Raw genomic sequence first — 20,049 nt, forward strand, 5'->3', positions numbered from 1 at the left:
AAACTCACTGTCAAGCACCTCGGCGACCTTCTTTTCAGCTCGCTGCCGGAGCAGCCAATGAAGAGCGGCAAGTGAATCACCTGCCTGATCACCACTCTCACCTTAGAATCTCTGTAAGTACTTGATTTTCAAGTTCTTTCAGCGCTTCGTCGCTGGGAGTGGTGCGCATTATAGGAAGTTTAAATCGGCCGTCAACGACTTTTTGCAAAAAGATGACAAAGGGGCTTCTCCCCTCCTCCCTTCTATATAGAAGCAGCACGTGCCTGCCCCTCTCCGCACCGGCGCAGCAACGGCTTCCAGCCAGCTGCGCCCTGCTGCCTATATAAAGAAGGCACCGCTGAACCTCACATCCCCAGCGCGCTTCCCGGATTCCTACGCGCTTTGCAGGTTGCCGCCTCGGCAAACCCTCCCCCATCCTCCGCCCGTCACGGTCAATCCCGTGACCAGGTTTAGCGACTTGAGAGATGGCGCGACTGCGCTGAAAGCGCATGCGGGAAACAGCGAAGGTTTCCTGTAGGCCCTTTCACGCCTGTAGTATTCACTACTGGCTCTATGGCGGATCGCGCGGGGAGACCCTCGGGTCTGCCGGTTCCATCTCCCGGTTCGCTAACCCTGCGCGGTCCGCCACCCTTCGAATAGCGACGACGCGTGGCGGCTCCTCAACCTCGTAGATGGAGCTCCATCATGCAAGACACCTATCGGCCATTCGTTTTCCAACGTCACGCCCACCAACTACGCGCCGTCCTGATCGACCGCCAGCCCTGGTTCGTCGCCCACGACTTCGCCCGCCTGATCAACGCCCACCGCCCCTACCGCCTCCCCCAGCGCATGGACCCGGAACAGAAACGCGCCGTCATCCTGGAATACCTCAGCGGCTTCCGCGAGGAAGTGGAAGTCATCAGCGAATCCGGCGCCTACAAAGCCCTCTACCGCTTCTGGCACCCCGAACACCGCCACATCGCCAAATGGCTCAGCGACGAAGTCCTCCCCACCCTCCACGACACCCAGCACATCCCCGACACCCATCCCCAGCGCACCTTCATGACCTGGGCCAACCAGCGCATCGGCGTCATCAAGTGGCAAGGCGAAATCTGGATAGCTCGACGGGACCTGCCGACCTTCCTGGCCGCCCAGGATGATTGGGCGCTGAGGGACGCGCCGAGTTGGCGATCGATCTAGGTAGCATTGCGAAACAGAGGAAAGCAAAAAGGCCGATTCATTGCTGAACCGGCCTTTTCAAATTTGGTCGGGACGGAGTGATTCGAACACTCGACCCCTTGCACCCCATGCAAGTGCGCTACCAGGCTGCGCTACGCCCCGACGTTGCTTCCAAGTTCCCTCAGAAGCGGATCGCACTATACCCCAAGCATTTGCTTTGGAGAAGTGCTTTTTTCATTTTTTTCAGTTACTTGCGAAGCACATGCAGCACATCTTCCAATTCGGCGATCATCTGCCGGATCAGTTGCTTGTACTGGGTGGCGTCCTCGCGGGCTTCGTCGCCGGTGAGGCGCTGACGGGCTCCACCGATGGTGAAGCCCTGGTCATAGAGCAGCGCACGGATCTGGCGAATCATGAGCACGTCCTGGCGCTGGTAATAGCGCCGGTTGCCCCTTCGCTTGACCGGGTTGAGTTGCGGAAATTCCTGTTCCCAGTACCGCAGCACATGCGGCTTCACCGCGCAAAGGTCGCTCACTTCACCGATGGTGAAATAGCGCTTGCCCGGGATGGGGGGCAACTCGTCGTTATGACTTGGTTCCAGCATAAGCTTCAACCCTGGCCTTCAGTTTCTGCCCTGGACGAAAGGTGACGACGCGCCGGGCTGTGATCGGGATTTCCTCTCCCGTCTTCGGGTTGCGTCCGGGACGCTGGCGCTTGTCGCGCAGGTCGAAGTTGCCGAAACCCGACAACTTAACCTGTTCGTTATGCTCCAGCGCCTGGCGGATCTCTTCGAAGAAGAGCTCCACCAGTTCCTTGGCTTCCCGCTTATTCAGGCCCAGCTCTTCGTACAGACGTTCAGCAATTTCAGCTTTCGTCAGAGCCCCCATACGCTACTTCCTTAACGTGGCGTTGAACCTTTGTTCCAGCGAGGCGACGATATTCTGCGTAGTCGCGTTCACCTCGTCATCATTAAGAGTGCGTGATGGATGCTGCCAGGTCAAGCCAACGGCCAAGCTTTTTCTAAGCGGATCAATGCCTTTACCGTGGTAGACGTCAAAGAGCCTGAGGTCCGTCAGCCATTCGCCCGCCGTTTCACGGATATTTGCCAGGACGAACTCGGCCGGGGTATCCAGATCGACGATCAGCGCGAGGTCACGGCGCACTTCGGGGAAGCGCGACAGTTCGCTGAATTTCGGCAGGCGGCCCTTGGCGACTTCGGCCAGTACCAGCTCGAAGACGTAGACCGGGCGATCCAGGTCCAGCGCCTTGGCCAGCTCCGGGTGCAGGGCGCCCAGATAGCCGACCAGCACGCCGTCGCGCTCGATCTTGGCGGTCTGGCCCGGGTGCAGTGCCGGGTGTTCCGCCGGGGAGAAGGTGAAGGCTTCGAGGGCGCCGGCATTACCCAGCAGCGCTTCGACGTCGGCTTTCACGTCGAAGAAGTCGACGCTCTCGCGGCCGTTGGCCCAACCTTCCGGCTGACGGGCACCGCAGACGACGCCGGCGAGCATGTTTTCCTGCACCAGGCCCTCCAGCTGACCGACGAAACGCAGGCCGCTTTCGAACAGGCGCACGCGGGTCTGCTGGCGGTTGAGGTTGTGCTGCAGGGACTTCACCAGACCCGGCCAGAGCGAGGCGCGCATGGCGGCCATGTCGGCGGAGATCGGGTTGGCCAGCATCAGCGGCTCAACGCCTGGGTGGAACAGCTGGAACAGCTTGGGATCGATGAAGCTGTAGGTGATGGCTTCCTGGTAGTCGCGGGCGACCAGCAGGCGGCGCAGCGCCGGCAGTTCGGCCTGGGACTCGGACTTGGTGTTCGGCGCCAGGCGGGCCTGCGGGTAGCGGACCGGCAGACGGTTGTAACCGTACAGGCGGCCCAGCTCTTCGATCAGGTCGACTTCGATGGAGACGTCAAAGCGATGGCTCGGCACACCCACGGTCCAGGCATCGGTACCAGCTTTCTGGACGTCGAATTCCAGAGCGGTGAGCAGACGCTCGATCTCGGCGTTTTCCAGGGTCATGCCCAGCATCTGGGTGACGCGCTCGGCACGCAAGGTGACCGGTGCGACCTTCGGCAGGTCGGCCTCGCTGGCTTGCTCAACGATCGGGCCGGCTTCGCCACCAACGATCTGCAGCAGCAGTTCGGTGGCGCGCTCCATGGCGCGGCGAGCCAGCTGCGAGTCCACGCCACGCTCGAAGCGGTGCGAGGCATCGGTGTGCAGGCCATAGGAGCGGGCCTTGCCGGCCACGGCGATGTTGTCGAAGAAGGCGCTTTCAAGGAACAGGTCGCGGGTCTTGGCGCTGACGCCGCTGTGCTCGCCACCCATCACGCCAGCGATGGCCAGGGCGCGTTCGTGGTCGGCGATCACCAGGGTGTCGGCACGCAGGGTGACTTCCTGGCCGTCGAGCAGGACGAGCTTCTCGCCCTCCTCCGCCATGCGCACGCGAATGCCGCCCTTGATCTCATCAAGGTCGAAGGCGTGCATCGGCTGGCCCAGTTCGATCATCACGTAGTTGGTGATGTCGACGGCGGCGTCGATGCTGCGGATATCGGAACGACGCAGGCGCTCGACCATCCACAGGGGGGATGGCTTGCTCAGGTCGACGTTGCGGATGACGCGGCCGAGGTAGCGCGGGCAAGCCTTGGGTGCCAGCAGCTCGATGCTGCGTACATCATCGATATGCGGAGCAACAGCGTTGACCACCACCGGCTTGACCTCGGCGCTGTACAGCGCGCCGACTTCGCGGGCGAGGCCGGTGAGGGACAGGCAGTCGCCGCGGTTCGGGGTCAGGCCGATCTCGATGGAGGCGTCGTTCAGCTCGAGGTAGTCGCGCACATTGGCGCCCACCGGCGCATCCGCGGCGAGCTCCATCAGGCCGGCGTTCTCTTCGCTGATTTCCAGCTCTTTGGCCGAGCAGAGCATGCCGTTGGATTCAACGCCGCGCAGCTTGGCTTTCTTGATCTTGAAGTCGCCCGGCAGTTCGGCGCCGATCATGGCGAAGGGAATCTTCAGGCCCGGGCGCACGTTGGGCGCGCCGCAGACGACCTGGAAGGTCTCCGAACCGTTGCTGACCTGGCAAACGCGCAGCTTGTCGGCGTCCGGGTGCTGCTCGGTCGACAGCACTTCGCCGACGACCACACCGCTGAACTGGCCGGCAACCGGGATCACGGCGTCGACCTCGAGGCCGGCCATGGACAGACGAGCCACCAGCTCGTCACGGGATACCTGCGGATTTACCCAGCTCCGCAGCCACTGTTCACTGAATTTCATCCTGCTCTCCTAAATGCGTTGACGGTCGTGCGGGCTAGCGGAACTGGCCGAGGAACCGCAGATCGTTGTCGAAGAACAGGCGCAAGTCGTTCACGCCATAGCGCAGCATGGCCAGGCGCTCGATACCCATGCCGAAGGCGAAGCCCTGGTATTTCTCGGGGTCGATGCCGGACATGCGCAGCACGTCGGGGTGGACCATGCCGCAGCCCATGACTTCCAGCCAGCCGGTCTGCTTGCAGACGCGGCAACCCTTGCCGCTGCAGAGTACGCACTGGATGTCGACTTCCGCCGAAGGCTCGGTGAAGGGGAAGAAGGACGGGCGGAAGCGGACGGAGAATTCCTTCTCGAAGAAGGCGCGGAGGAATTCTTCGATGGTGCCCTTGAGGTCGGCGAAGCTGACGTCTTCATCGACCAGCAGACCTTCGACCTGGTGGAACATGGGCGAGTGGGTCAGGTCGGAGTCGCAGCGGTAGACGCGGCCCGGGCAGACAATGCGAATCGGCGGCTTCTGGTTTTCCATGGTGCGGACCTGTACCGGCGAGGTATGGGTGCGCAGCAGCATGTTCGCATTGAAGTAGAAGGTGTCGTGCATGGCACGAGCCGGGTGGTGACCCGGAATGTTGAGCGCTTCGAAGTTGTGGTAGTCGTCTTCGACTTCCGGACCCTCGGCGACTTCATAGCCGATGCGGGTGAAGCACTGCTCGATGCGCTCCTTGGTGCGGGTGACCGGGTGCAGGCCGCCAGAGGACTGGCCGCGGCCCGGCAGGGTCACGTCGATGCGCTCGGCTGCCAGCTTGGCGGCGAGGGCGGCGCCCTCCAGCTCAGCCTTGCGGGCGTTCAGCACATCCTGAACCTTTTCCTTGGCGACGTTGATCAGCGCACCGACCTTGGGGCGCTCTTCGGCCGGCAGGTCGCCCAGGGTCTTCATGACCTGGGTCAGCTCGCCTTTCTTGCCGAGGTAGTGAACCCGGATCTGCTCCAGGGCGTTGACGTCTTCGGTGTTCCGCACGGCGTCCAGGGCCTGCGAGACCAGCGCGTCCAGGTTTTCCATGTACCAACTCCAGATACAAAATAGGGGAAGAGCGGTAAGGCTCTTCCCCTATCGGTGACGTTACGTCCGGACGAAGATCCGGTAACTGTCGCGGGGCTTAAGCCAGGCTGGCTTTCGCTTTCTCGACAATTGCGGTAAACGCCGCTTTTTCGTTCACAGCCAGATCGGCCAGGACCTTACGGTCGATCTCGATGGCCGCTTTTTTCAGGCCAGCGATCAGACGGCTGTAGGACAGACCGTTCAGACGAGCACCAGCGTTGATACGAGCGATCCACAGAGCGCGGAACTGACGCTTGCGCTGACGACGGTCGCGGTAGGCGTATTGGCCTGCCTTGATTACCGCCTGCTTGGCAACACGGAACACACGCGAACGCGCGCCGTAGTAGCCTTTTGCGAGCTTCAGAATCTTTTTGTGACGACGACGGGCAATTACGCCACGCTTAACACGAGCCATTTATTTATCCTCTACCAGAAATCAACGCAGACGCAGGGAGCGCGCTACACGGCGAACGTCGGAAGCAGCGAGCATCGAAGTGCCGCGCAGCTGACGCTTACGCTTGGTGGTCATTTTGGTCAGGATGTGGCTCTTGAAAGCGTGCTTGTGCTTGATGCCACCAGCAGTCACTTTGAAGCGCTTTTTGGCGCCACTCTTGGTTTTCATCTTTGGCATGTTTGGTACTCCGCATTCGTTAACAACTGATAACCATCAGGCCTGCCAGTGCCCGGGAGGTTATTTACGCTTCTTGGGAGCGATGACCATCATCAGCTGGCGTCCTTCCAGCTTAGGATGCTGTTCCACGGTGCCGATTTCGGCGAGGTCGGTTTCGACCCGCTTCAACAGCTCCATGCCCAGCTCCTGGTGGGCCATCTCACGACCACGGAATCGAAGCGATACCTTGGCCTTGTCCCCTTCATTAAGGAAACGTACCAGGTTGCGTAGTTTTACCTGGTAATCCCCTTCTTCCGTCCCTGGACGAAACTTGATTTCTTTGATCTGTTGCTGGTGCTGGTTTTTCTTCGCAGCAGCGGCTTGCTTCTTCTTCTCGAAGAGGTGCTTGCCGTAGTCCATGATGCGGCAGACAGGGGGCACCGCATCAGCAGAAATTTCCACCAGGTCCAGCTTGGCCTCGTCAGCCAGACGGAGAGCCTCATCGATGGAGACCACGCCGATCTGCTGACCGTCAGCACCAATCAGACGAACCTCACGGGCGGTGATGTTCTCGTTGATCGGCGGTTTCGGGAGAGCCCGCTTATCCTGTCTCATTTCACGCTTAATAATGATTACTCCGAGTCTTGGCGACCACGCCGGGAAACCGCCTGAGCAAGCAGCTCAGCGAACTGGGCGACCGGCATCGAGCCGAGGTCTGCCCCTTCGCGCGTACGTACGGCGACGGCCTGCGATTCAACTTCCCTATCACCGATGACCAGCAGATAGGGAACCTTGAGCAAAGTATGCTCGCGGATTTTAAAGCCAATTTTCTCGTTTCTCAAGTCAGACTTGGCACGGAATCCGCTTTGCTCGAGCTGACGCACCACTTCTTCGGCCCATTCGCCCTGCTTGTCAGTGATATTCATCACCACAGCCTGGGTCGGTGCGAGCCAGGCCGGGAACTGGCCGGCGTAGTGCTCGATGAGCATGCCGATGAAGCGTTCGAAGGAGCCGAGAATCGCACGGTGCAGCATGACCGGACGGATACGGCTGTTATCTTCGGCGATATAGCTGGCATCCAGACGCTCCGGAAGATTCGGATCGTACTGCAGGGTGCCGCACTGCCAGTTACGGCCGAGGCAGTCCTTCAGGGTGAACTCGATCTTCGGACCGTAGAAGGCGCCCTCACCCGGCTGGTATTCCCACTCCAGGCCGGATTCGTTCAGAGCGTCGGCCAGAGCACTTTCGGCGCGATCCCACAGATCTTCGGAACCGACGCGCTTGGCCGGACGAGTGGACAGCTTCATGGAGACGTCGCTGAAACCGAAGTCCGAGTAGACCTGCAGGGTCAGTTTGATGAAGTCGGCGGCTTCCTTCTTCACCTGCTCTTCGGTGCAGAAGATGTGGGCGTCGTCCTGGGTGAAGCCACGCACGCGCATGATGCCATGCAGCGCGCCAGACGGCTCGTTGCGGTGGCACGCGCCGAATTCAGCGAGGCGCAGCGGCAGGTCGCGGTAGGACTTCAGGCCCTGGTTGAAGATCTGTACGTGGCACGGGCAGTTCATCGGCTTGACCGCGAAGTCGCGGCTTTCCGACGACGTGGTGAACATGTTTTCGGCGTAGTTGGTCCAGTGACCGGAGCGCTCCCAGAGGATGCGGTCGACAACCTGCGGGGTGCGGACTTCCACGTAGCCGTGGTCGCGCTGCACCTTGCGCATGTACTGCTCGAGCACCTGATAGACGGTCCAGCCGTTCGGGTGCCAGAAGACCATGCCCGGTGCTTCTTCCTGGAGGTGGAAGAGGTCGAGTTGCTTGCCGATGCGGCGGTGATCGCGCTTCTCGGCTTCCTCGATGCGCTGGATGTAGGCAGCCAGCTGCTTCTTGTCCGCCCAGGCAGTGCCATAGACGCGCTGCAGCTGCTCGTTCTTCGAATCGCCACGCCAGTAGGCGCCGGAAATCTTGGTCAGCTTGAAGGCCTTCAGGAAACGAGTGTTCGGCACGTGCGGGCCACGACACATGTCCACGTACTCCTCATGGAAGTACAGGCCCATGGCCTTCTCGTCCGGCATGTCGTCGATGAGGCGCAGCTTGTACTCCTCACCACGGGCCTTGAAGGTCTCGATGACTTCGGCGCGCGGCGTCATCTTCTTGATGACGTCGTAGTCCTTCTCGATCAGCTCGGCCATGCGCTTTTCGATGGCAGCCATGTCTTCCGGCGTGAAGGGGCGCTCGAAGGCGATGTCGTAATAGAAGCCTTCGTCGATCACCGGACCGATGACCATCTTCGCAGTCGGGTACAACTGCTTGACCGCATGGCCCACCAGGTGAGCGCAGGAGTGGCGGATGATTTCCAGCCCGTCCTCGTCCTTCGGGGTGATGATCTGCAGGGTCGCGTCGCTGTCGATGATGTCGCAGGCATCGACCAGGCGGCCGTTGACCTTGCCGGCCAGGGTGGCTTTCGCCAGGCCCGCGCCAATGGATTGCGCCACCTCGGTCACGCTGACCGGATGATCGAAGGAACGCTGACTACCGTCGGGAAGAGTAATGATGGGCATGGCGCCTCCTCTCCTAGTGGTGACCCCTACGAAAGGCCACATGGGTTGGGATGTGCCAGTAAGCGTCGCCCGCCGGGCAGGCCTGCCTCACAGTGGCAGGCGCCTTGTCGGCACCCTGCGCTTTCGCGCGCGGACGTAGATCACTGGAAGAATTCGACAATCTGCCCGCAAACGATAGCGGGCAGGACGGGGGATGTTACTGCAAGTCGGGGAAACTGACGAGCGGCAAGCCTGATCTCGCTCAGTACTGCGAGACAAATTCCAGCACGGTGCGATTAAAGGACGCCGGACGGATCACATTCATGCCGTGGGACGCACCAGGAATCATCGCCGACCGCACATCCGGCAGTGTCGATTGCAGTGCCTGAATAATTCGCGGGAACGGTTCCGGACTTTTCGCCCCGCCGATCAGCAACACCGGCAACTGCAATTTCGAGATCTGCACATGATCAATAGGCGCAGGATGATCGGCGACCTGCCCAACCAATGTCATGGCATTGGCTGTCGCCATTTCACGAAACTGACGGGAAGACCGCGACCAGACCCCTGCGCCACTGACTGTATCGACAAAAAGTTGCAGCCCCTCTTCTACCTGTCGCGCGCGAATCATCTCCAGCGCCTGCTGGCGAAACTGATTGCGCGCTAAGGGCGATACGGGCGCTTCGATATTCACCTGAGTGAAAACATCATCGGCAAAGTCTCCGCCAGGGTCGGCGAGCGTCAACGAGCGCAGTTTCTGCGGAGCTGCCAGCGCCACTCGCAGACATATATTGCCGCCACGCGAATGCCCCAGCAGATGAACCGGGCCCGGCAACTGATCAAGCAATGCCAATAGATCATCAACATGCTGCTGCGTGGTAAAACCCGGCCCCTGCCCATCCCACTGCTCCGGAAAATAGTGACGCAGACTGGGCACCACCACCTGGTAACGGGCCGACAACGCCTCGACCTGCGCCTGCCAGTAGCGGTAGTCGCAGAGCGACCCATGCACCAGCAGCAGCGGAACGCCCTGCCCGGCCACCTGGCACGCCAGTGCATAATCATTGACCCGGTATTGCACTATCTCGTTATTCATCCAGAACTCGCACGCAACGCACCACAATAAAGCACACAGGTTTTGCAAGGACTACCGGCCGACGGAAAACCCAGCGGCACCCTTTAGCTCGCGCATTATCCCCGATCGATCAATTAGTCGGCCAAGGTTTCATGCTTCGTTAACATTTAAAGTGTGTTTTCCCAATCGCAACAATTCATATATTCAGTTGACGCGTACATTCATCAGAACACAGAATTGCGCCGTACTAATCACCCAAGACACGGGAGCACCCAGATGTCCAAACTTGCGGAATTCCGCGAAGCCGAGCGCAAACTCCAGGAACAACTCGCCCTGCTCGAGAAACTCAAGAGCGATGGCGGCCTGAAAAAAGAACTGGAGTTCAAGGATCAACTGCAAGCCTTGATGGACCAGTACGGCATGAACCTGCGTAATGTCGTCGACATTCTCGACCCGCAGACTTCCACCGAGCCCGCCGCCGCGCAACAACCGCGCCGCACTCGCCAACTCAAGGTCTACAAGAACCCGCACAATGGCGAGACCATCGAAACCAAGGGTGGCAACCACAAGACCCTGAAAGCCTGGAAACAGCAGTACGGTGGCGACACCGTGGAATCCTGGCTGCAGTAAGACCGATCTTCCGCGGAGCGCTCCCGCTCCGCGGAATTTCTCCTTCGCTCGGCGACTTCTGACAGGCGGCTGTATAAAAACTAGCCATCGTTAGAAGAATTCCTTATACTGGCCGACAGCGAACACCAAACCCAAGGTCGCCCCTCCCAGCACTCCCTACCTGATCCAGGGCAGAAGCTGGGCTCTACAGGGCCACGGCCAGCGCATCCTCCGCATCGATTCCAGAGCACGCCAACCGTGCCAGGAACATTTGCCCGAGCGATCAGCGCCCCACGTCAGATCCTCTGCTTTCACCCAACATCGCAGCCTGACGCGAACAGACCCTCAAGTTTCCAATCGCTGCCATATTCCGGTCACACGCTTTCTGCATTCTCAGATTGCACCCGGAGCTTTTGACGATTTCGACGGTCATAGGACCGTTACCTATTTGGAAAGACAAGACAATGAAAACCTCCCTGCAAATCCAGGAGGCGATTCGCACCCTCTCGGCGGCCTTCGCCCCTCTGAACTGCGTCATCCAGGCCAAGCGCAAGCATGGTTTCAGCTTCACCCTGGTCAACGAGCATGGCATCGCCAAGCACACCGAGCGCCTCTACCCCCAGCAGTACCTGGGCGAGGTGCCGCTGAACGCGGTGATCCAGCGAGTGCAAGCCACCATCGCTGCCTGAGCCTGAAAACGAAAAAAGCCCCGCATGAGCGGGGCTTTTGCTTTTCTGCCTTCTCTATATAGGCAGCACTCAGTTGAGACTGATGCCCGCCTTCACCGATTCGATCTCCGCCATCAGCGCCGCATAACGCTCCGAGGGTGCCGCATAGGTCAGCGAGTACGCCGCCCCATCACCCAACGCGACCTGCACGGTCTGCTTGAGCACCTCGGTGCCGTTCTGGCTGATGCCACAATGGACCTCCAGCCCCGCCAGCCCACCCAGCCTGGCATCCAGCGGCTTGCTGCACGCCGCCTGGAATCCCTGACGCATGAAGTCCTTCTGCAGCGCCTTGCGCATCTCGACGATGACATTCTCGACACTGACCTTGGCAGCAGAGCCGAGCCGACTGCGAGTGACCTCCATGACCAGGTCCTGGGAGCCATCCTCCGCCATGCGCACGCCACGCTGACGAACCACAGGCGCATCAGCCGCCGCATCCGCTGGCGAGCGCGAAACCTCCCAGCCCTGCGGCCAGATCACCTGCATATCCGCCAATGCTGACAGCGGCAGCCACAACACGCCGAGCAACAACCAGGATCGCAGACCACTCATCACCACCTCCGAGCCCCCAAAGGGATACCGTAGCAGGCACCCCTGCAATTTCGCGGGCCAGCCACTCGTTCGAGAGCCAGCAAGAAAGCGACCCTACCGGACCGCCCATCCAGCGCCAAGCGCCACTGACGAGGCCTGATAGCCCAGCCACCGGAAGGACGCAGAGCCGGAGCTACATTCACGGTGCAGCCGGCGAACCGACCAACTTGCAGCCCCCAATAAGCTTCCACCCTGAAGCCCCGCTCTCTCCAGGTACGGAGCTTCTCGTTAGTGCCTGTAGTCCCTCCCTCGATCGCCGGCAATGCATCGGCGCCGACACAATACTTACCTTGCCGATACCAAATTATTCGAGACACCCGCGCCGCCGGCGGGTCTACTTTGCGCCGATTTTTTCATGCCTCATGGTGTCTCGATGTTGTCCAAGCTGACCAAAGCCGCTCTGCTCACCTCCCTCGTACTGCTCTCCGGCTGCTGGCCGTTCTTCCCGCCATTCGGCGGCCCAGGCGGTGGCGGCCCGGGTGGCGGCAACAGTCACGGAGGTGGTGGCCACGGCGGCGGCCCCGGTTTCGAAAACCGCCGATAAGACAACGCCCGATGCACTGCATCGGGCGTTTTTGTTTACCATCACCACCCAGGCTCCCAGATCAACGATCAGCCAGAGAACCAGACACCGGACGAGCAGAAGACCGCAGCAGGCGCCATACTGACAGGTAGAACGAAATCGCAGGCTCAGTGAGGGAAAATGAAGAAGCTCACAGCGTTGTTCCTGCTCATGACTGTCGCCAGCGGCGCTCAAGCATCCGACTTCTGCACCGGCATCGGCCTGTTTGCACGCGCGGGAGCGCTGTACCGAAACGAAGGGAAAACCGAACAACAGGCCATAGCGGCCGTTCATGAGGGCAGTGCCAAGCTCGACGCGGATACGCAGGTAATCGTCAGGTACTTCGTGCGCTTCGGCTACCACGGCGACCAGACGCCCGATCAGGCCTACGCCAACGCCGAACAGAAATGCCGGCAGTACGAAGACTACAGCGAACGCAGAAACGCAATGAACTAGAGGTCACGCCGACTTTCCGCCCCTTCCCTCACCCCGCCCATCAGCCCGCGACCGAGCAGCCAAGGAGCGAACACCTCTCGGCGCCCGAACTGCCAGCAGAAGATTCCAGCGCTATATAAAGGAGGGCTTCCTGATCGGGCGGGCGCAAGCGTCACCAGGCCGCGACCACCTGAAGATGACAGTCCGGCAGAAGCAGGAACATGGGTAGAAGGCGCTCATGCAGCAACGCTCCGACACTACAGAACGGGAAAGCGCCTTTCCTGAGACCTGAAAACGCCCAAAACAAAAAGGGCGACCCTTTCGGATCGCCCTTTCTGAAATCGCCGAAGCGATTATGTTTGGTAGGCACAATTGGACTCGAACCAACGACCCCCACCATGTCAAGGTGGTGCTCTAACCAACTGAGCTATGTGCCTGTCGTGTGGGGCGCATTCTACGCGATCGTTTTAGAGCGTCAAGCACTTTTTTCAGCTAAGCCACTGAAAAAGTGAATTTTTTTATGTTCGACCGTCCGTAAATTATTTTGCACGGGCACTAGCCGGCCAGATTCTACTCAGGTAGCATCCGCACATCTCGTAAAAAATAACAAACACAGGTGCATTATGCCGCACACTTCCTACCCCTCTTCCTATTACGCAGCCTCGGCCAACCCGGTCCCGGCCCGTCCTGAACTGCAGGGCGAGGTGGAAACCGATGTCTGCGTGATCGGCGCAGGCTACACCGGCCTGTCGACTGCCCTGTTCCTGCTGGAAAACGGCTTCAAGGTCACCGTGCTGGAAGCCGCCAAGGTTGGCTTCGGCGCGTCGGGCCGTAACGGCGGCCAGATCGTCAACAGCTACAGCCGCGACATCGACGTCATCGAACGCAGCGTTGGTGCCAAGCAGGCCAAACTGCTGGGCGACATGGCCTTCGAAGGCGGCCGCATCATTCGCGAGCGCATCGCCAAGTACAACATCCAGTGCGACCTGAAGGACGGCGGCGTGTTCGCAGCCCTCAGCGCCAAGCAGATGGGCCACCTGGAATCGCAGAAAAAGCTGTGGGAGCGCTTCGGCCACACCCAGCTGGAACTGATGGACGCCAAGCGCATCCGTGAAGTCGTGGGCACCGACAGCTATGTCGGCGGCATGCTCGACATGAGCGGCGGCCACATCCACCCGCTGAACCTCGCCCTGGGCGAAGCTGCAGCCGTGGAGTCCCTGGGCGGCGTGATCCACGAGCAGTCCCCTGCCGTGAAGATCGACCGTGGCGCCAACCCGGTCGTGCACACCCCGCAAGGCCGCGTTAAGGCCAAGTTCATCGTCGTAGCCGGTAACGCCTACCTCGGCGGCCTGGTGCCGGAACTGGCTTCCAAGTCCATGCCGTGCGGCACCCAGGTGATCACCACCGAGCCGCTGAGCGCCGACCTGGCCAAGTCCCTGCTGCCGACCGACTACTGCGTCGAAGACTGCAACTACCTGCTCGACTACTACCGCCTGACCGGCGACAACCGCCTGATCTTCGGCGGTGGCGTGGTCTACGGTGCGCGCGACCCGTCGAACATCGAGGCGATCATTCGTCCGAAGATGCTCAAGGTGTTCCCGCAGCTGAAGGACGTGAAGATCGACTTCGCCTGGACCGGCAACTTCCTGCTGACCCTCTCGCGTCTGCCGCAGGTTGGCCGTATCGGCGACAACATCTACTACTCCCAGGGTTGCTCGGGCCACGGTGTCACCTACACCCACCTGGCCGGCAAGCTGCTGGCCGAAGTGCTGCGTGGCCAGGCCGAGCGTTTCGACGCCTTCGCCAACTTGCCGCACTACCCCTTCCCGGGCGGCCGCATGTTCCAGGTCCCGTTCTCCGCGATCGGTGCCTGGTACTACACCATGCGTGACAAGCTGGGCATCTGACGCCTCGCTGCACACCGCTCGAAAAAACGGCGCCTCAGGGCGCCGTTTTTCTTTTCGGGGACCTCTCCGGTGGCGACGTATCGCTGCGCACCTGGGCGTGGCTCATCAGCGCGAAGATCAGACTGCCGCCGACGATGTTGCCGGCCAGCGTCGGCAAGGCGAAGTCGAAGATGAACGCGGCCAGCCCGACTTCCCCGGCGAACATCAGGTAGCCCACTTCGCAGGTGCCGACCACGATGTGGCTGAAGCTGCCCAGGGCCATCAGGTAGGTGACCAGGAAGATGATCCATACCTTGGCGTTCTCCGCGGCCGGCACCAGCCAGACCATGGTGGCGATCATCCAGCCGGAGACGATGCCCTTGGAGAACATCTGCCAATGGTCGTTCTCCATCACCTCGCGGCCGATATCGAGGAAAGCCTGATCGGCCCTGGTGTCGAAGATCGGCAGATGGAGCATGGCGTAGGCGAACAGCAGCGCGCCGACGATATTGCCCGCCAGTACCACCGACCACAGCCGCAACAGCTGCCCGAACTTTTCCAGCGTCGGTTCGCTCATGACCGGCAGCACCGCCGTCAGGGTGTTCTCGGTGAACAGCTGCTGGCGCGCAAGGATGATCGCCAGGAAGCCCACCGGGTAGCCGAGGCTGGTGGTGATCACCGCCATGTCGTGCTCCGGCAGCCGCGCGCGGAACAGCCCCATGGCCATCAGCGACAGGCCGATGGTCAGTCCTGCGGCCAGCGCAGACCACCAGAGCGCCGCCAGGGTACGCTCCAGTTCGTGATTGCCCTGCAGGCGGATGACTTCGTGCAGCACCAGCGCGCGAGGCGGCTGGCTTTTCTCGACCTTGCGCCGTTCTTCGGCGGACAGCTCGTCCGCCGTATCGCCAGCGGTTTTCGAGCTGCGCGTCGGGCTACGGGCAGCAGGCTTCTTCGAGCTCGACGCCGTCGATCGGGTGCGCGCGCCGGAGCGTGCGGGAGGTTTTTCCGTGGCCATGCGGGGCACCTCGCTGTGGCAGTGCAGACTTAGGCTGCGCCCTTCCCGCTTCGGTTCCGGAAAGTTTCGAGGTCAGGCCGCCGGGGCGAAGCGCAGCTGGCGCCAGTCGGTATCGAGATGGCCGAAGTAGACGCAGGCGTGCCCATGGGGAAAGAGAATGTGCTCCGCGGCGATGCCCGGACCTTCAAGGCGCAGCAGGCGTCCCCAGGGATGATGGCTGATGCGTCCGCGCACATCCTCGACCGTGCCGCCGCGCCACCAGTGGATGGCGGCCTCGGCATCCTCGATGCCCTCGGGCTGCTCGATGCGCACCGATTCGTCGCGCCAGCCGATCACTCGCTGCGGGTCGAAGCCGGCCTGCTGCGCCAGCGGTAGCGGCGTGACCCATTGCGCGCCATCGCACTCCGCCAACGACACCGCCAGCTCAAACCACTGCGGCTGTTCCAGCGCCCAGAGCAGATCACCGTCGATGGCCAGGGAAGGTTCGGGCTGAGCCTGGATACGGAATCCGGCGCAGACCAGAACGCCGTCCCGCAGCGCAATGCGGACCTCGCTCATGCCCGCTCCAGACGAAGGAAAGGCCCGGCCTTGCGCTCGAGCAGGACGACCAGCTCGGGCTGGAGATAGGCGAAGTCGTCTGGGATATCCAGGCACACCAGGCGCTTGCCGCGCATCGCTTCGGCGAAGCGACGCAGCAGCGCCTGGCGGTGCCGGCGCTCCATGACGAAGACCAGGTCGGCCCATTCCAGCTGCTCGGCGCTCAGCGGAACTTCCGCGTCCGGCGCCAGCCCGGCGGAGTCGGTCTCGACCTCCGGCCAGCTGGCGAAGACAGTTTCAGCGGTGGGGCTGCGCAAACGATTGCGGCTGCAGATGAACAAAGCGCGGCGCACTTCATCCTCCCTACGGCTGGCGCGCGAACGGCAGCGGCGATTCTAGGGAAGAAGGCGGCTCAGGGCGACTTCTGTTTGGCTTTCTGCCGTTCGAGGAAGTCGACCTTCCACTGTTCGACGCCCAGGTGCTCGGAGTCCAGGCTTGCCTCGACGCCATACTTCAGCTTGAGCGCGGCCACTTCCTTGGCGTGATCGAGCAGGAAGCGGTCGAAGCGCTCGATCAGCTCGCCATGCTTGAGCGTGGACAGGTGGAAAGCGCTGCGCGTATGCGGCAACGAAGGATCGAACACCAGCGCGCCCGGCTTCGCGCGGATGTTGTCCAGGTAGAAGGTGGCGACCACCACGTTGAAATAGACGCCGTCGGCCTGCTTCTTCAGTGCAGTGTGGATCATCTGCTTGAGGTCGGCGCTGGGAGCGAGGGCGATATGCCCGGCCTGCACCGGCTGCTCATAACCGCGCGGCGTCCAGCCATCCACCAGCGCCAGCGTCTTCAGCGCACCGACGCCCTGCCCCAGCCGCTCCGGCGCCACCAGTACGCCGTCGACGTACTGGGTCACCGGCTGGCTGTAGCGCAGGGTTTTTCCGGCCTTCTGCTCGGGTGCCCAGTTGGGGTTGTCCGGATACTTGAAATCGACCTGACCGGAAAGCAGCGCCGGCAGCAGTGCATCCACCGGCAGTGGACGGTATTCCAGGGTGTTGCCGCCGGTGCTGGCGAACAGGTCCAGCACCTCGCGGGCAAAGCCCTGGTAGTTGCCTTGCGCATCGGTGCTGTAGTGCGGGGAGAAGGCCAGGTTCTCGACGCCGACGACGTAGGTCTGCGCCATGGTGACAGTGGAAACACCGGTGGAAAGGATGCTGGCGAGCGCGCAGCAGAATGCCTTGAGCTTCAAACGACTCTCCTTGTTGCCTGTTGTTTTTGTTCTATGCGGGCCGGCGCCCGCCGTGGCGGACTCAGCCGCCGGTCATGCTCATGAAGCGCAGCACCTGCACCTGCTGGTCGGCTTCGAAATGATGGCGTTCGGGCTTGAGCTGCAAGGCCTGCATCAGCGCTTCGCGCAGGCGCACGCTGTCGCCGGGGTGCTCACGCAGCAGTTGGCGCAGGTCCAGCGCACCTTCGTGGCCAAGGCAGAGCACCAGCTTGCCTTCGGCGGTCACCCGCACCCGGTTGCAGTCGCCGCAGAAGTTGTGGCTGTGCGGGGAGATGAAGCCGATCCGGCTGGCGTAGCCGTCGATGCGGTAGTAGCGCGACGGCCCGCCGCTGCGCTCGGGCGTCGGCAGCAGTTGCCAGCGCTCGGCGAGCTGCGCGCGCACCTCGTCGCTGCTGCACAGGGTCTGCTTGCGCTCGTGGCTGCTGACGCTGCCCAGCGGCATCTCCTCGATGAAACTGATGTCGATGCCCTTCTCCAGGGCGAAGGCCACCAGGTCGCAGACTTCGTCGTCGTTGCGGCCCTTCTGCACCACGGCATTGAGCTTGATGCGCTCGAAGCCGGCCTCGCGGGCGGCATCGATGCCGTCGAGCACCTGCTCCAGCTTGTCGGAGCGGGTGAAGGCGGCGAAGCGCTCGCGGCGCAGGGAATCCAGGCTGATGTTCAGGCGGCGCACGCCGGCAGCGCGCAGCTCGGCCGCGCGCTCGCGCAGTTGCGAGCCGTTGGTGGTGATGGAGAGGTCGTCCAGCTCCGGGCGCGCGCCCAGTCTTGCCAGCAGGCTTGTCAGGCCCTTGCGCACCAGCGGCTCACCACCGGTGATGCGGATGCGTTTCACGCCCAGGCCGATGAAGGCGTCGGCGACGGCTTCCAGCTCCTCCAGGCTCAATACCTGGTCGCGCGGCAGGAACTGCATGTCTTCACTCATGCAGTAGGTGCAACGGAAGTCGCAGCGGTCGGTGACCGACAGGCGCAGGTAGGTGATGCGTCGACCGAAGGGGTCGACCAGCTGGGAATCGGACATGGAGGTTCCGGATGGCAGGTGCCGAACGAAAGTGCGCTAGAAATACCTCAGAACCGCGCTGCTGTACACAGAAAACCGACCCGCGAGTCAGGAAAATGCGTACAAGCGCCTCAGTTGAGGGCCTCCGGAGCCCGGTGCTACCATGCCCGGCTTAGTTGGGTGACCACGCAATACAAGAAAGAAGACCAGCCAATGACCAGCATCCGCGAGCGTAACCGTCGCCTCATCCTTCGCGCCGCCAGCGAAGAATTCGCCGAGAAGGGTTTCGCGGCGACCAAGACCAGCGACATCGCCGCTCGCGCCGGGCTGCCCAAGCCCAACGTCTACTACTACTTCCAGTCCAAGGAAAATCTCTACCGTTGCGTGCTGGAAAGCGTGGTGGAACCGCTGCTGCAGGCCTCCGCGCCGTTCCGCGAGGACGACGAGCCGAGCGAGGCGCTGCGCGCGTACATCCGCTCCAAGGTGAAGATTTCCCAGGAGCTGCCGCACGCTTCCAAGGTATTCGCCAGCGAGCTGATGCATGGCGCGCCGCACCTGCCCAGGGAATACCTGGACGAGCTGAACGCCCAGGCGCAGCGCAACATCGCCTGCCTGCAGAGCTGGATCGACCGCGGCCTGCTGGCGCCGGTGGACCCGCATCACCTGCTGTTCACCATCTGGGCGGCGACCCAGACCTACGCCGACTTCGACTGGCAGATCTCCATGGTCACCGGCAAGACCAGCCTGAGTGACGCGGACTTCGAAGCGGCCACCGAGACCATCACCCGCCTGGTGCTGCGCGGCACCGCGCCGGATGGCGGCAGCGAACCCAAGACGCAGGGGCGTTTGCGGCCGTTGTCGATCTGAGCTGAAAGCTCAATTGTAGGAGCGGGCCATGCCCGCGATCGCGCGTATGACGCGCTCCTACAGGTAAAGCCTAGCGCGCGATGAACTGCGCGCCCTTCCCTTCTCCGATCAGCCCGCGTCAGCGACCAGGCCCAGCGCCTGCACGCCACGGATCGCGCATTGCTCGTCGATGTCCGAGGCATCGCCGCTGATGCCGATGGCGCCTATCACTTCATTGGCCGAATTGCGGATCAGCACGCCGCCCGGTGCAGGCACCACGTTGCCTTGTGCCAGGGTGTTCACCGCGGCGATGAACGACGGGCGCTGCTGAGCGTCCGCCGCCAGCACGCGCGACGACTTGCCCAGCGCCACGGCGCCCCATGCCTTGCCGATGGCGATCTGCGGGCGAAGCATGCTCGCGCCGTCTTCACGCTGCAGGCTCAGCAGATGCCCGCCGGCATCCAGCACGGCGATGGTCAGCGGCGCGGTGGACAGCTCGCGGCTGGCGACCAGGGCGTGACGGGTGATGTCCAGTGCGGTTTCCAGGCTCAGAGTGGTCATGAGGTTTTCCTCTTCAAGTTGATAAGGCAGTTCAAGGTCGACAAGCCGGGGCCACGCCGTGCACAGGTCAATGCTGCGCACACGCGTATCAGAAATCTGTACGCAATCTAGTAGCCGAAGGTCTCACCCAAAGCAACTGAAAAGGACAATTCACATCTATTTTTGTATACATTTTTTCAAACGACAGTTTGACCCTGCGTTCAGGTTTTCCGCTAAACACCCGAAATAGAAGGCCTACAAGGGAAAATGACCACTCAGTCCCTC

Annotated in this window: 22 protein-coding genes and 2 tRNA genes; 6 read left to right on the forward strand and 18 right to left on the reverse strand. The window is 61.8% G+C overall.

Annotated elements, in window-relative coordinates; translation table 11 throughout:
• Nucleotides 1-684 precede the first annotated feature (684 nt).
• Complete coding sequence (locus J2T47_RS04320; protein ID WP_253442747.1) at nucleotides 685-1,179, forward strand: BRO-N domain-containing protein; 495 nt, start codon at nucleotides 685-687, stop codon at nucleotides 1,177-1,179.
• A 64-nt stretch (nucleotides 1,180-1,243) separates the two neighbouring features.
• Here the strand turns inward: J2T47_RS04320 and J2T47_RS04325 are convergent.
• From J2T47_RS04325 to J2T47_RS04370, 10 genes are all read right to left on the reverse strand, one after another.
• A tRNA-Pro gene (locus J2T47_RS04325) sits at nucleotides 1,244-1,320 on the reverse strand.
• 85 nt (nucleotides 1,321-1,405) lie between these two features.
• Nucleotides 1,406-1,762: a MerR family transcriptional regulator gene (locus tag J2T47_RS04330; RefSeq protein WP_015476661.1), complete on the reverse strand. Its 357-nt coding sequence runs from the start codon at nucleotides 1,760-1,762 to the stop codon at nucleotides 1,406-1,408.
• Nucleotides 1,743-2,045 carry an integration host factor subunit alpha gene (gene ihfA, locus J2T47_RS04335; RefSeq protein ID WP_003090661.1) on the reverse strand — a complete coding sequence of 101 codons (303 nt, stop codon included), beginning with the start codon at nucleotides 2,043-2,045 and terminating at the stop codon, nucleotides 1,743-1,745. Before ihfA ends, J2T47_RS04330 begins: the two co-directional genes overlap by 20 nt.
• A gap of 3 nt (nucleotides 2,046-2,048) precedes the next feature.
• Complete coding sequence (gene pheT, locus J2T47_RS04340) at nucleotides 2,049-4,427, reverse strand: phenylalanine--tRNA ligase subunit beta (RefSeq protein ID WP_253442749.1); 2,379 nt, start codon at nucleotides 4,425-4,427, stop codon at nucleotides 2,049-2,051.
• A gap of 34 nt (nucleotides 4,428-4,461) precedes the next feature.
• Complete coding sequence (pheS, locus tag J2T47_RS04345; RefSeq protein ID WP_024763164.1) at nucleotides 4,462-5,478, reverse strand: phenylalanine--tRNA ligase subunit alpha; 1,017 nt, start codon at nucleotides 5,476-5,478, stop codon at nucleotides 4,462-4,464.
• Nucleotides 5,479-5,575: 97 nt separating this feature from the next.
• Nucleotides 5,576-5,932: a 50S ribosomal protein L20 gene (gene rplT, locus J2T47_RS04350; protein ID WP_045217787.1), complete on the reverse strand. Its 357-nt coding sequence runs from the start codon at nucleotides 5,930-5,932 to the stop codon at nucleotides 5,576-5,578.
• Nucleotides 5,933-5,953: 21 nt separating this feature from the next.
• The gene (rpmI, locus tag J2T47_RS04355; RefSeq protein WP_017516491.1) at nucleotides 5,954-6,148 is read right to left on the reverse strand and encodes a 50S ribosomal protein L35; all 195 of its coding nucleotides are present in this window, start codon (nucleotides 6,146-6,148) and stop codon (nucleotides 5,954-5,956) included.
• A 60-nt stretch (nucleotides 6,149-6,208) separates the two neighbouring features.
• Nucleotides 6,209-6,760, reverse strand: a complete 552-nt coding sequence (gene infC / locus J2T47_RS04360) for a translation initiation factor IF-3 (protein WP_184598692.1) — start codon at nucleotides 6,758-6,760, stop codon at nucleotides 6,209-6,211.
• On the reverse strand, nucleotides 6,760-8,682 hold the full coding sequence (gene thrS / locus J2T47_RS04365) for a threonine--tRNA ligase (RefSeq protein ID WP_253442752.1): 1,923 nt from the start codon (nucleotides 8,680-8,682) through the stop codon (nucleotides 6,760-6,762). Before thrS ends, infC begins: the two co-directional genes overlap by 1 nt.
• Nucleotides 8,683-8,923: 241 nt before the next feature.
• Nucleotides 8,924-9,757: an alpha/beta fold hydrolase gene (locus tag J2T47_RS04370; protein WP_253442754.1), complete on the reverse strand. Its 834-nt coding sequence runs from the start codon at nucleotides 9,755-9,757 to the stop codon at nucleotides 8,924-8,926.
• A gap of 255 nt (nucleotides 9,758-10,012) precedes the next feature.
• Here J2T47_RS04370 and J2T47_RS04375 point away from each other — a divergent pair, with 255 nt between their 5' ends.
• Together J2T47_RS04375 and J2T47_RS04380 are read left to right on the forward strand one after the other, a co-directional pair.
• Complete coding sequence (locus J2T47_RS04375; protein WP_253442756.1) at nucleotides 10,013-10,366, forward strand: histone-like nucleoid-structuring protein, MvaT/MvaU family; 354 nt, start codon at nucleotides 10,013-10,015, stop codon at nucleotides 10,364-10,366.
• 443 nt (nucleotides 10,367-10,809) lie between these two features.
• Nucleotides 10,810-11,034 (forward strand): hypothetical protein, encoded by a 225-nt coding sequence (locus J2T47_RS04380; protein ID WP_253442758.1) that lies wholly within the window; start codon nucleotides 10,810-10,812, stop codon nucleotides 11,032-11,034.
• A gap of 69 nt (nucleotides 11,035-11,103) precedes the next feature.
• On the opposite strand, the gene J2T47_RS04385 is transcribed toward J2T47_RS04380, so the two are convergent.
• Nucleotides 11,104-11,625, reverse strand: coding sequence for a DUF4946 domain-containing protein (locus J2T47_RS04385; RefSeq protein WP_253442761.1), 522 nt, complete (start codon nucleotides 11,623-11,625; stop codon nucleotides 11,104-11,106).
• A gap of 742 nt (nucleotides 11,626-12,367) precedes the next feature.
• Here J2T47_RS04385 and J2T47_RS04390 point away from each other — a divergent pair.
• The gene (locus tag J2T47_RS04390; RefSeq protein ID WP_253442763.1) at nucleotides 12,368-12,682 is read left to right on the forward strand and encodes a hypothetical protein; all 315 of its coding nucleotides are present in this window, start codon (nucleotides 12,368-12,370) and stop codon (nucleotides 12,680-12,682) included.
• 339 nt (nucleotides 12,683-13,021) lie between these two features.
• Here J2T47_RS04390 and J2T47_RS04395 read toward each other — a convergent pair.
• Nucleotides 13,022-13,098, reverse strand: a tRNA-Val gene (locus J2T47_RS04395).
• Between the two features lie 186 nt (nucleotides 13,099-13,284).
• Between J2T47_RS04395 and J2T47_RS04400 the strand changes: the two genes are divergently transcribed.
• A complete protein-coding gene (locus tag J2T47_RS04400) occupies nucleotides 13,285-14,568 on the forward strand; it encodes an NAD(P)/FAD-dependent oxidoreductase (RefSeq protein ID WP_253442766.1) in 1,284 nt (427 codons plus the stop codon).
• 34 nt (nucleotides 14,569-14,602) lie between these two features.
• On the opposite strand, the gene J2T47_RS04405 is transcribed toward J2T47_RS04400, so the two are convergent.
• The 5 genes from J2T47_RS04405 to moaA all read right to left on the reverse strand — a co-directional run bounded on the left by J2T47_RS04405 (nucleotide 14,603) and on the right by moaA (nucleotide 18,399).
• Nucleotides 14,603-15,562 carry a formate/nitrite transporter family protein gene (locus J2T47_RS04405; RefSeq protein ID WP_253442778.1) on the reverse strand — a complete coding sequence of 320 codons (960 nt, stop codon included), beginning with the start codon at nucleotides 15,560-15,562 and terminating at the stop codon, nucleotides 14,603-14,605.
• A gap of 72 nt (nucleotides 15,563-15,634) precedes the next feature.
• Nucleotides 15,635-16,120 carry a hypothetical protein gene (locus tag J2T47_RS04410; RefSeq protein ID WP_253442781.1) on the reverse strand — a complete coding sequence of 162 codons (486 nt, stop codon included), beginning with the start codon at nucleotides 16,118-16,120 and terminating at the stop codon, nucleotides 15,635-15,637.
• On the reverse strand, nucleotides 16,117-16,452 hold the full coding sequence (locus tag J2T47_RS04415; RefSeq protein ID WP_253442783.1) for a low molecular weight protein tyrosine phosphatase family protein: 336 nt from the start codon (nucleotides 16,450-16,452) through the stop codon (nucleotides 16,117-16,119). The genes J2T47_RS04410 and J2T47_RS04415 overlap by 4 nt, the downstream gene beginning before the upstream one ends.
• Nucleotides 16,453-16,511: 59 nt before the next feature.
• Nucleotides 16,512-17,342: a substrate-binding periplasmic protein gene (locus tag J2T47_RS04420; RefSeq protein WP_253442786.1), complete on the reverse strand. Its 831-nt coding sequence runs from the start codon at nucleotides 17,340-17,342 to the stop codon at nucleotides 16,512-16,514.
• Between the two features lie 61 nt (nucleotides 17,343-17,403).
• Complete coding sequence (moaA, locus tag J2T47_RS04425) at nucleotides 17,404-18,399, reverse strand: GTP 3',8-cyclase MoaA (protein ID WP_253442788.1); 996 nt, start codon at nucleotides 18,397-18,399, stop codon at nucleotides 17,404-17,406.
• Between the two features lie 192 nt (nucleotides 18,400-18,591).
• Here moaA and J2T47_RS04430 point away from each other — a divergent pair, with 192 nt between their 5' ends.
• Nucleotides 18,592-19,245 carry a TetR/AcrR family transcriptional regulator gene (locus tag J2T47_RS04430; RefSeq protein WP_253442791.1) on the forward strand — a complete coding sequence of 218 codons (654 nt, stop codon included), beginning with the start codon at nucleotides 18,592-18,594 and terminating at the stop codon, nucleotides 19,243-19,245.
• Between the two features lie 108 nt (nucleotides 19,246-19,353).
• Here the strand turns inward: J2T47_RS04430 and J2T47_RS04435 are convergent, their stop codons facing one another.
• A complete protein-coding gene (locus J2T47_RS04435; protein ID WP_205339894.1) occupies nucleotides 19,354-19,785 on the reverse strand; it encodes a GlcG/HbpS family heme-binding protein in 432 nt (143 codons plus the stop codon).
• Between the last annotated feature and the right edge of the window lie 264 nt (nucleotides 19,786-20,049).

The sequence above is a fragment of the Pseudomonas nitroreducens genome (assembly GCF_024170165.1).
Lineage (GTDB): Bacteria > Pseudomonadota > Gammaproteobacteria > Pseudomonadales > Pseudomonadaceae > Pseudomonas > Pseudomonas nitroreducens_C.

Coding starts and splice junctions, on each gene's coding strand:
- rpmI (WP_017516491.1), bottom strand. CDS start 6,148: ATGCCAAAGATGAAAACCAAGAGTGGCGCCAAAAAGCGCTTCAAAGTG.
- J2T47_RS04375 (WP_253442756.1), top strand. CDS start 10,013: ATGTCCAAACTTGCGGAATTCCGCGAAGCCGAGCGCAAACTCCAGGAA.
- pheT (WP_253442749.1), bottom strand. CDS start 4,427: ATGAAATTCAGTGAACAGTGGCTGCGGAGCTGGGTAAATCCGCAGGTA.
- J2T47_RS04430 (WP_253442791.1), top strand. CDS start 18,592: ATGACCAGCATCCGCGAGCGTAACCGTCGCCTCATCCTTCGCGCCGCC.
- rplT (WP_045217787.1), bottom strand. CDS start 5,932: ATGGCTCGTGTTAAGCGTGGCGTAATTGCCCGTCGTCGTCACAAAAAG.
- J2T47_RS04370 (WP_253442754.1), bottom strand. CDS start 9,757: ATGAATAACGAGATAGTGCAATACCGGGTCAATGATTATGCACTGGCG.
- J2T47_RS04410 (WP_253442781.1), bottom strand. CDS start 16,120: ATGAGCGAGGTCCGCATTGCGCTGCGGGACGGCGTTCTGGTCTGCGCC.
- J2T47_RS04435 (WP_205339894.1), bottom strand. CDS start 19,785: ATGACCACTCTGAGCCTGGAAACCGCACTGGACATCACCCGTCACGCC.
- thrS (WP_253442752.1), bottom strand. CDS start 8,682: ATGCCCATCATTACTCTTCCCGACGGTAGTCAGCGTTCCTTCGATCAT.
- J2T47_RS04330 (WP_015476661.1), bottom strand. CDS start 1,762: ATGCTGGAACCAAGTCATAACGACGAGTTGCCCCCCATCCCGGGCAAG.
- J2T47_RS04390 (WP_253442763.1), top strand. CDS start 12,368: ATGAAGAAGCTCACAGCGTTGTTCCTGCTCATGACTGTCGCCAGCGGC.
- J2T47_RS04400 (WP_253442766.1), top strand. CDS start 13,285: ATGCCGCACACTTCCTACCCCTCTTCCTATTACGCAGCCTCGGCCAAC.
- J2T47_RS04405 (WP_253442778.1), bottom strand. CDS start 15,562: ATGGCCACGGAAAAACCTCCCGCACGCTCCGGCGCGCGCACCCGATCG.
- J2T47_RS04380 (WP_253442758.1), top strand. CDS start 10,810: ATGAAAACCTCCCTGCAAATCCAGGAGGCGATTCGCACCCTCTCGGCG.
- J2T47_RS04385 (WP_253442761.1), bottom strand. CDS start 11,625: ATGAGTGGTCTGCGATCCTGGTTGTTGCTCGGCGTGTTGTGGCTGCCG.
- moaA (WP_253442788.1), bottom strand. CDS start 18,399: ATGTCCGATTCCCAGCTGGTCGACCCCTTCGGTCGACGCATCACCTAC.
- pheS (WP_024763164.1), bottom strand. CDS start 5,478: ATGGAAAACCTGGACGCGCTGGTCTCGCAGGCCCTGGACGCCGTGCGG.
- ihfA (WP_003090661.1), bottom strand. CDS start 2,045: ATGGGGGCTCTGACGAAAGCTGAAATTGCTGAACGTCTGTACGAAGAG.
- J2T47_RS04320 (WP_253442747.1), top strand. CDS start 685: ATGCAAGACACCTATCGGCCATTCGTTTTCCAACGTCACGCCCACCAA.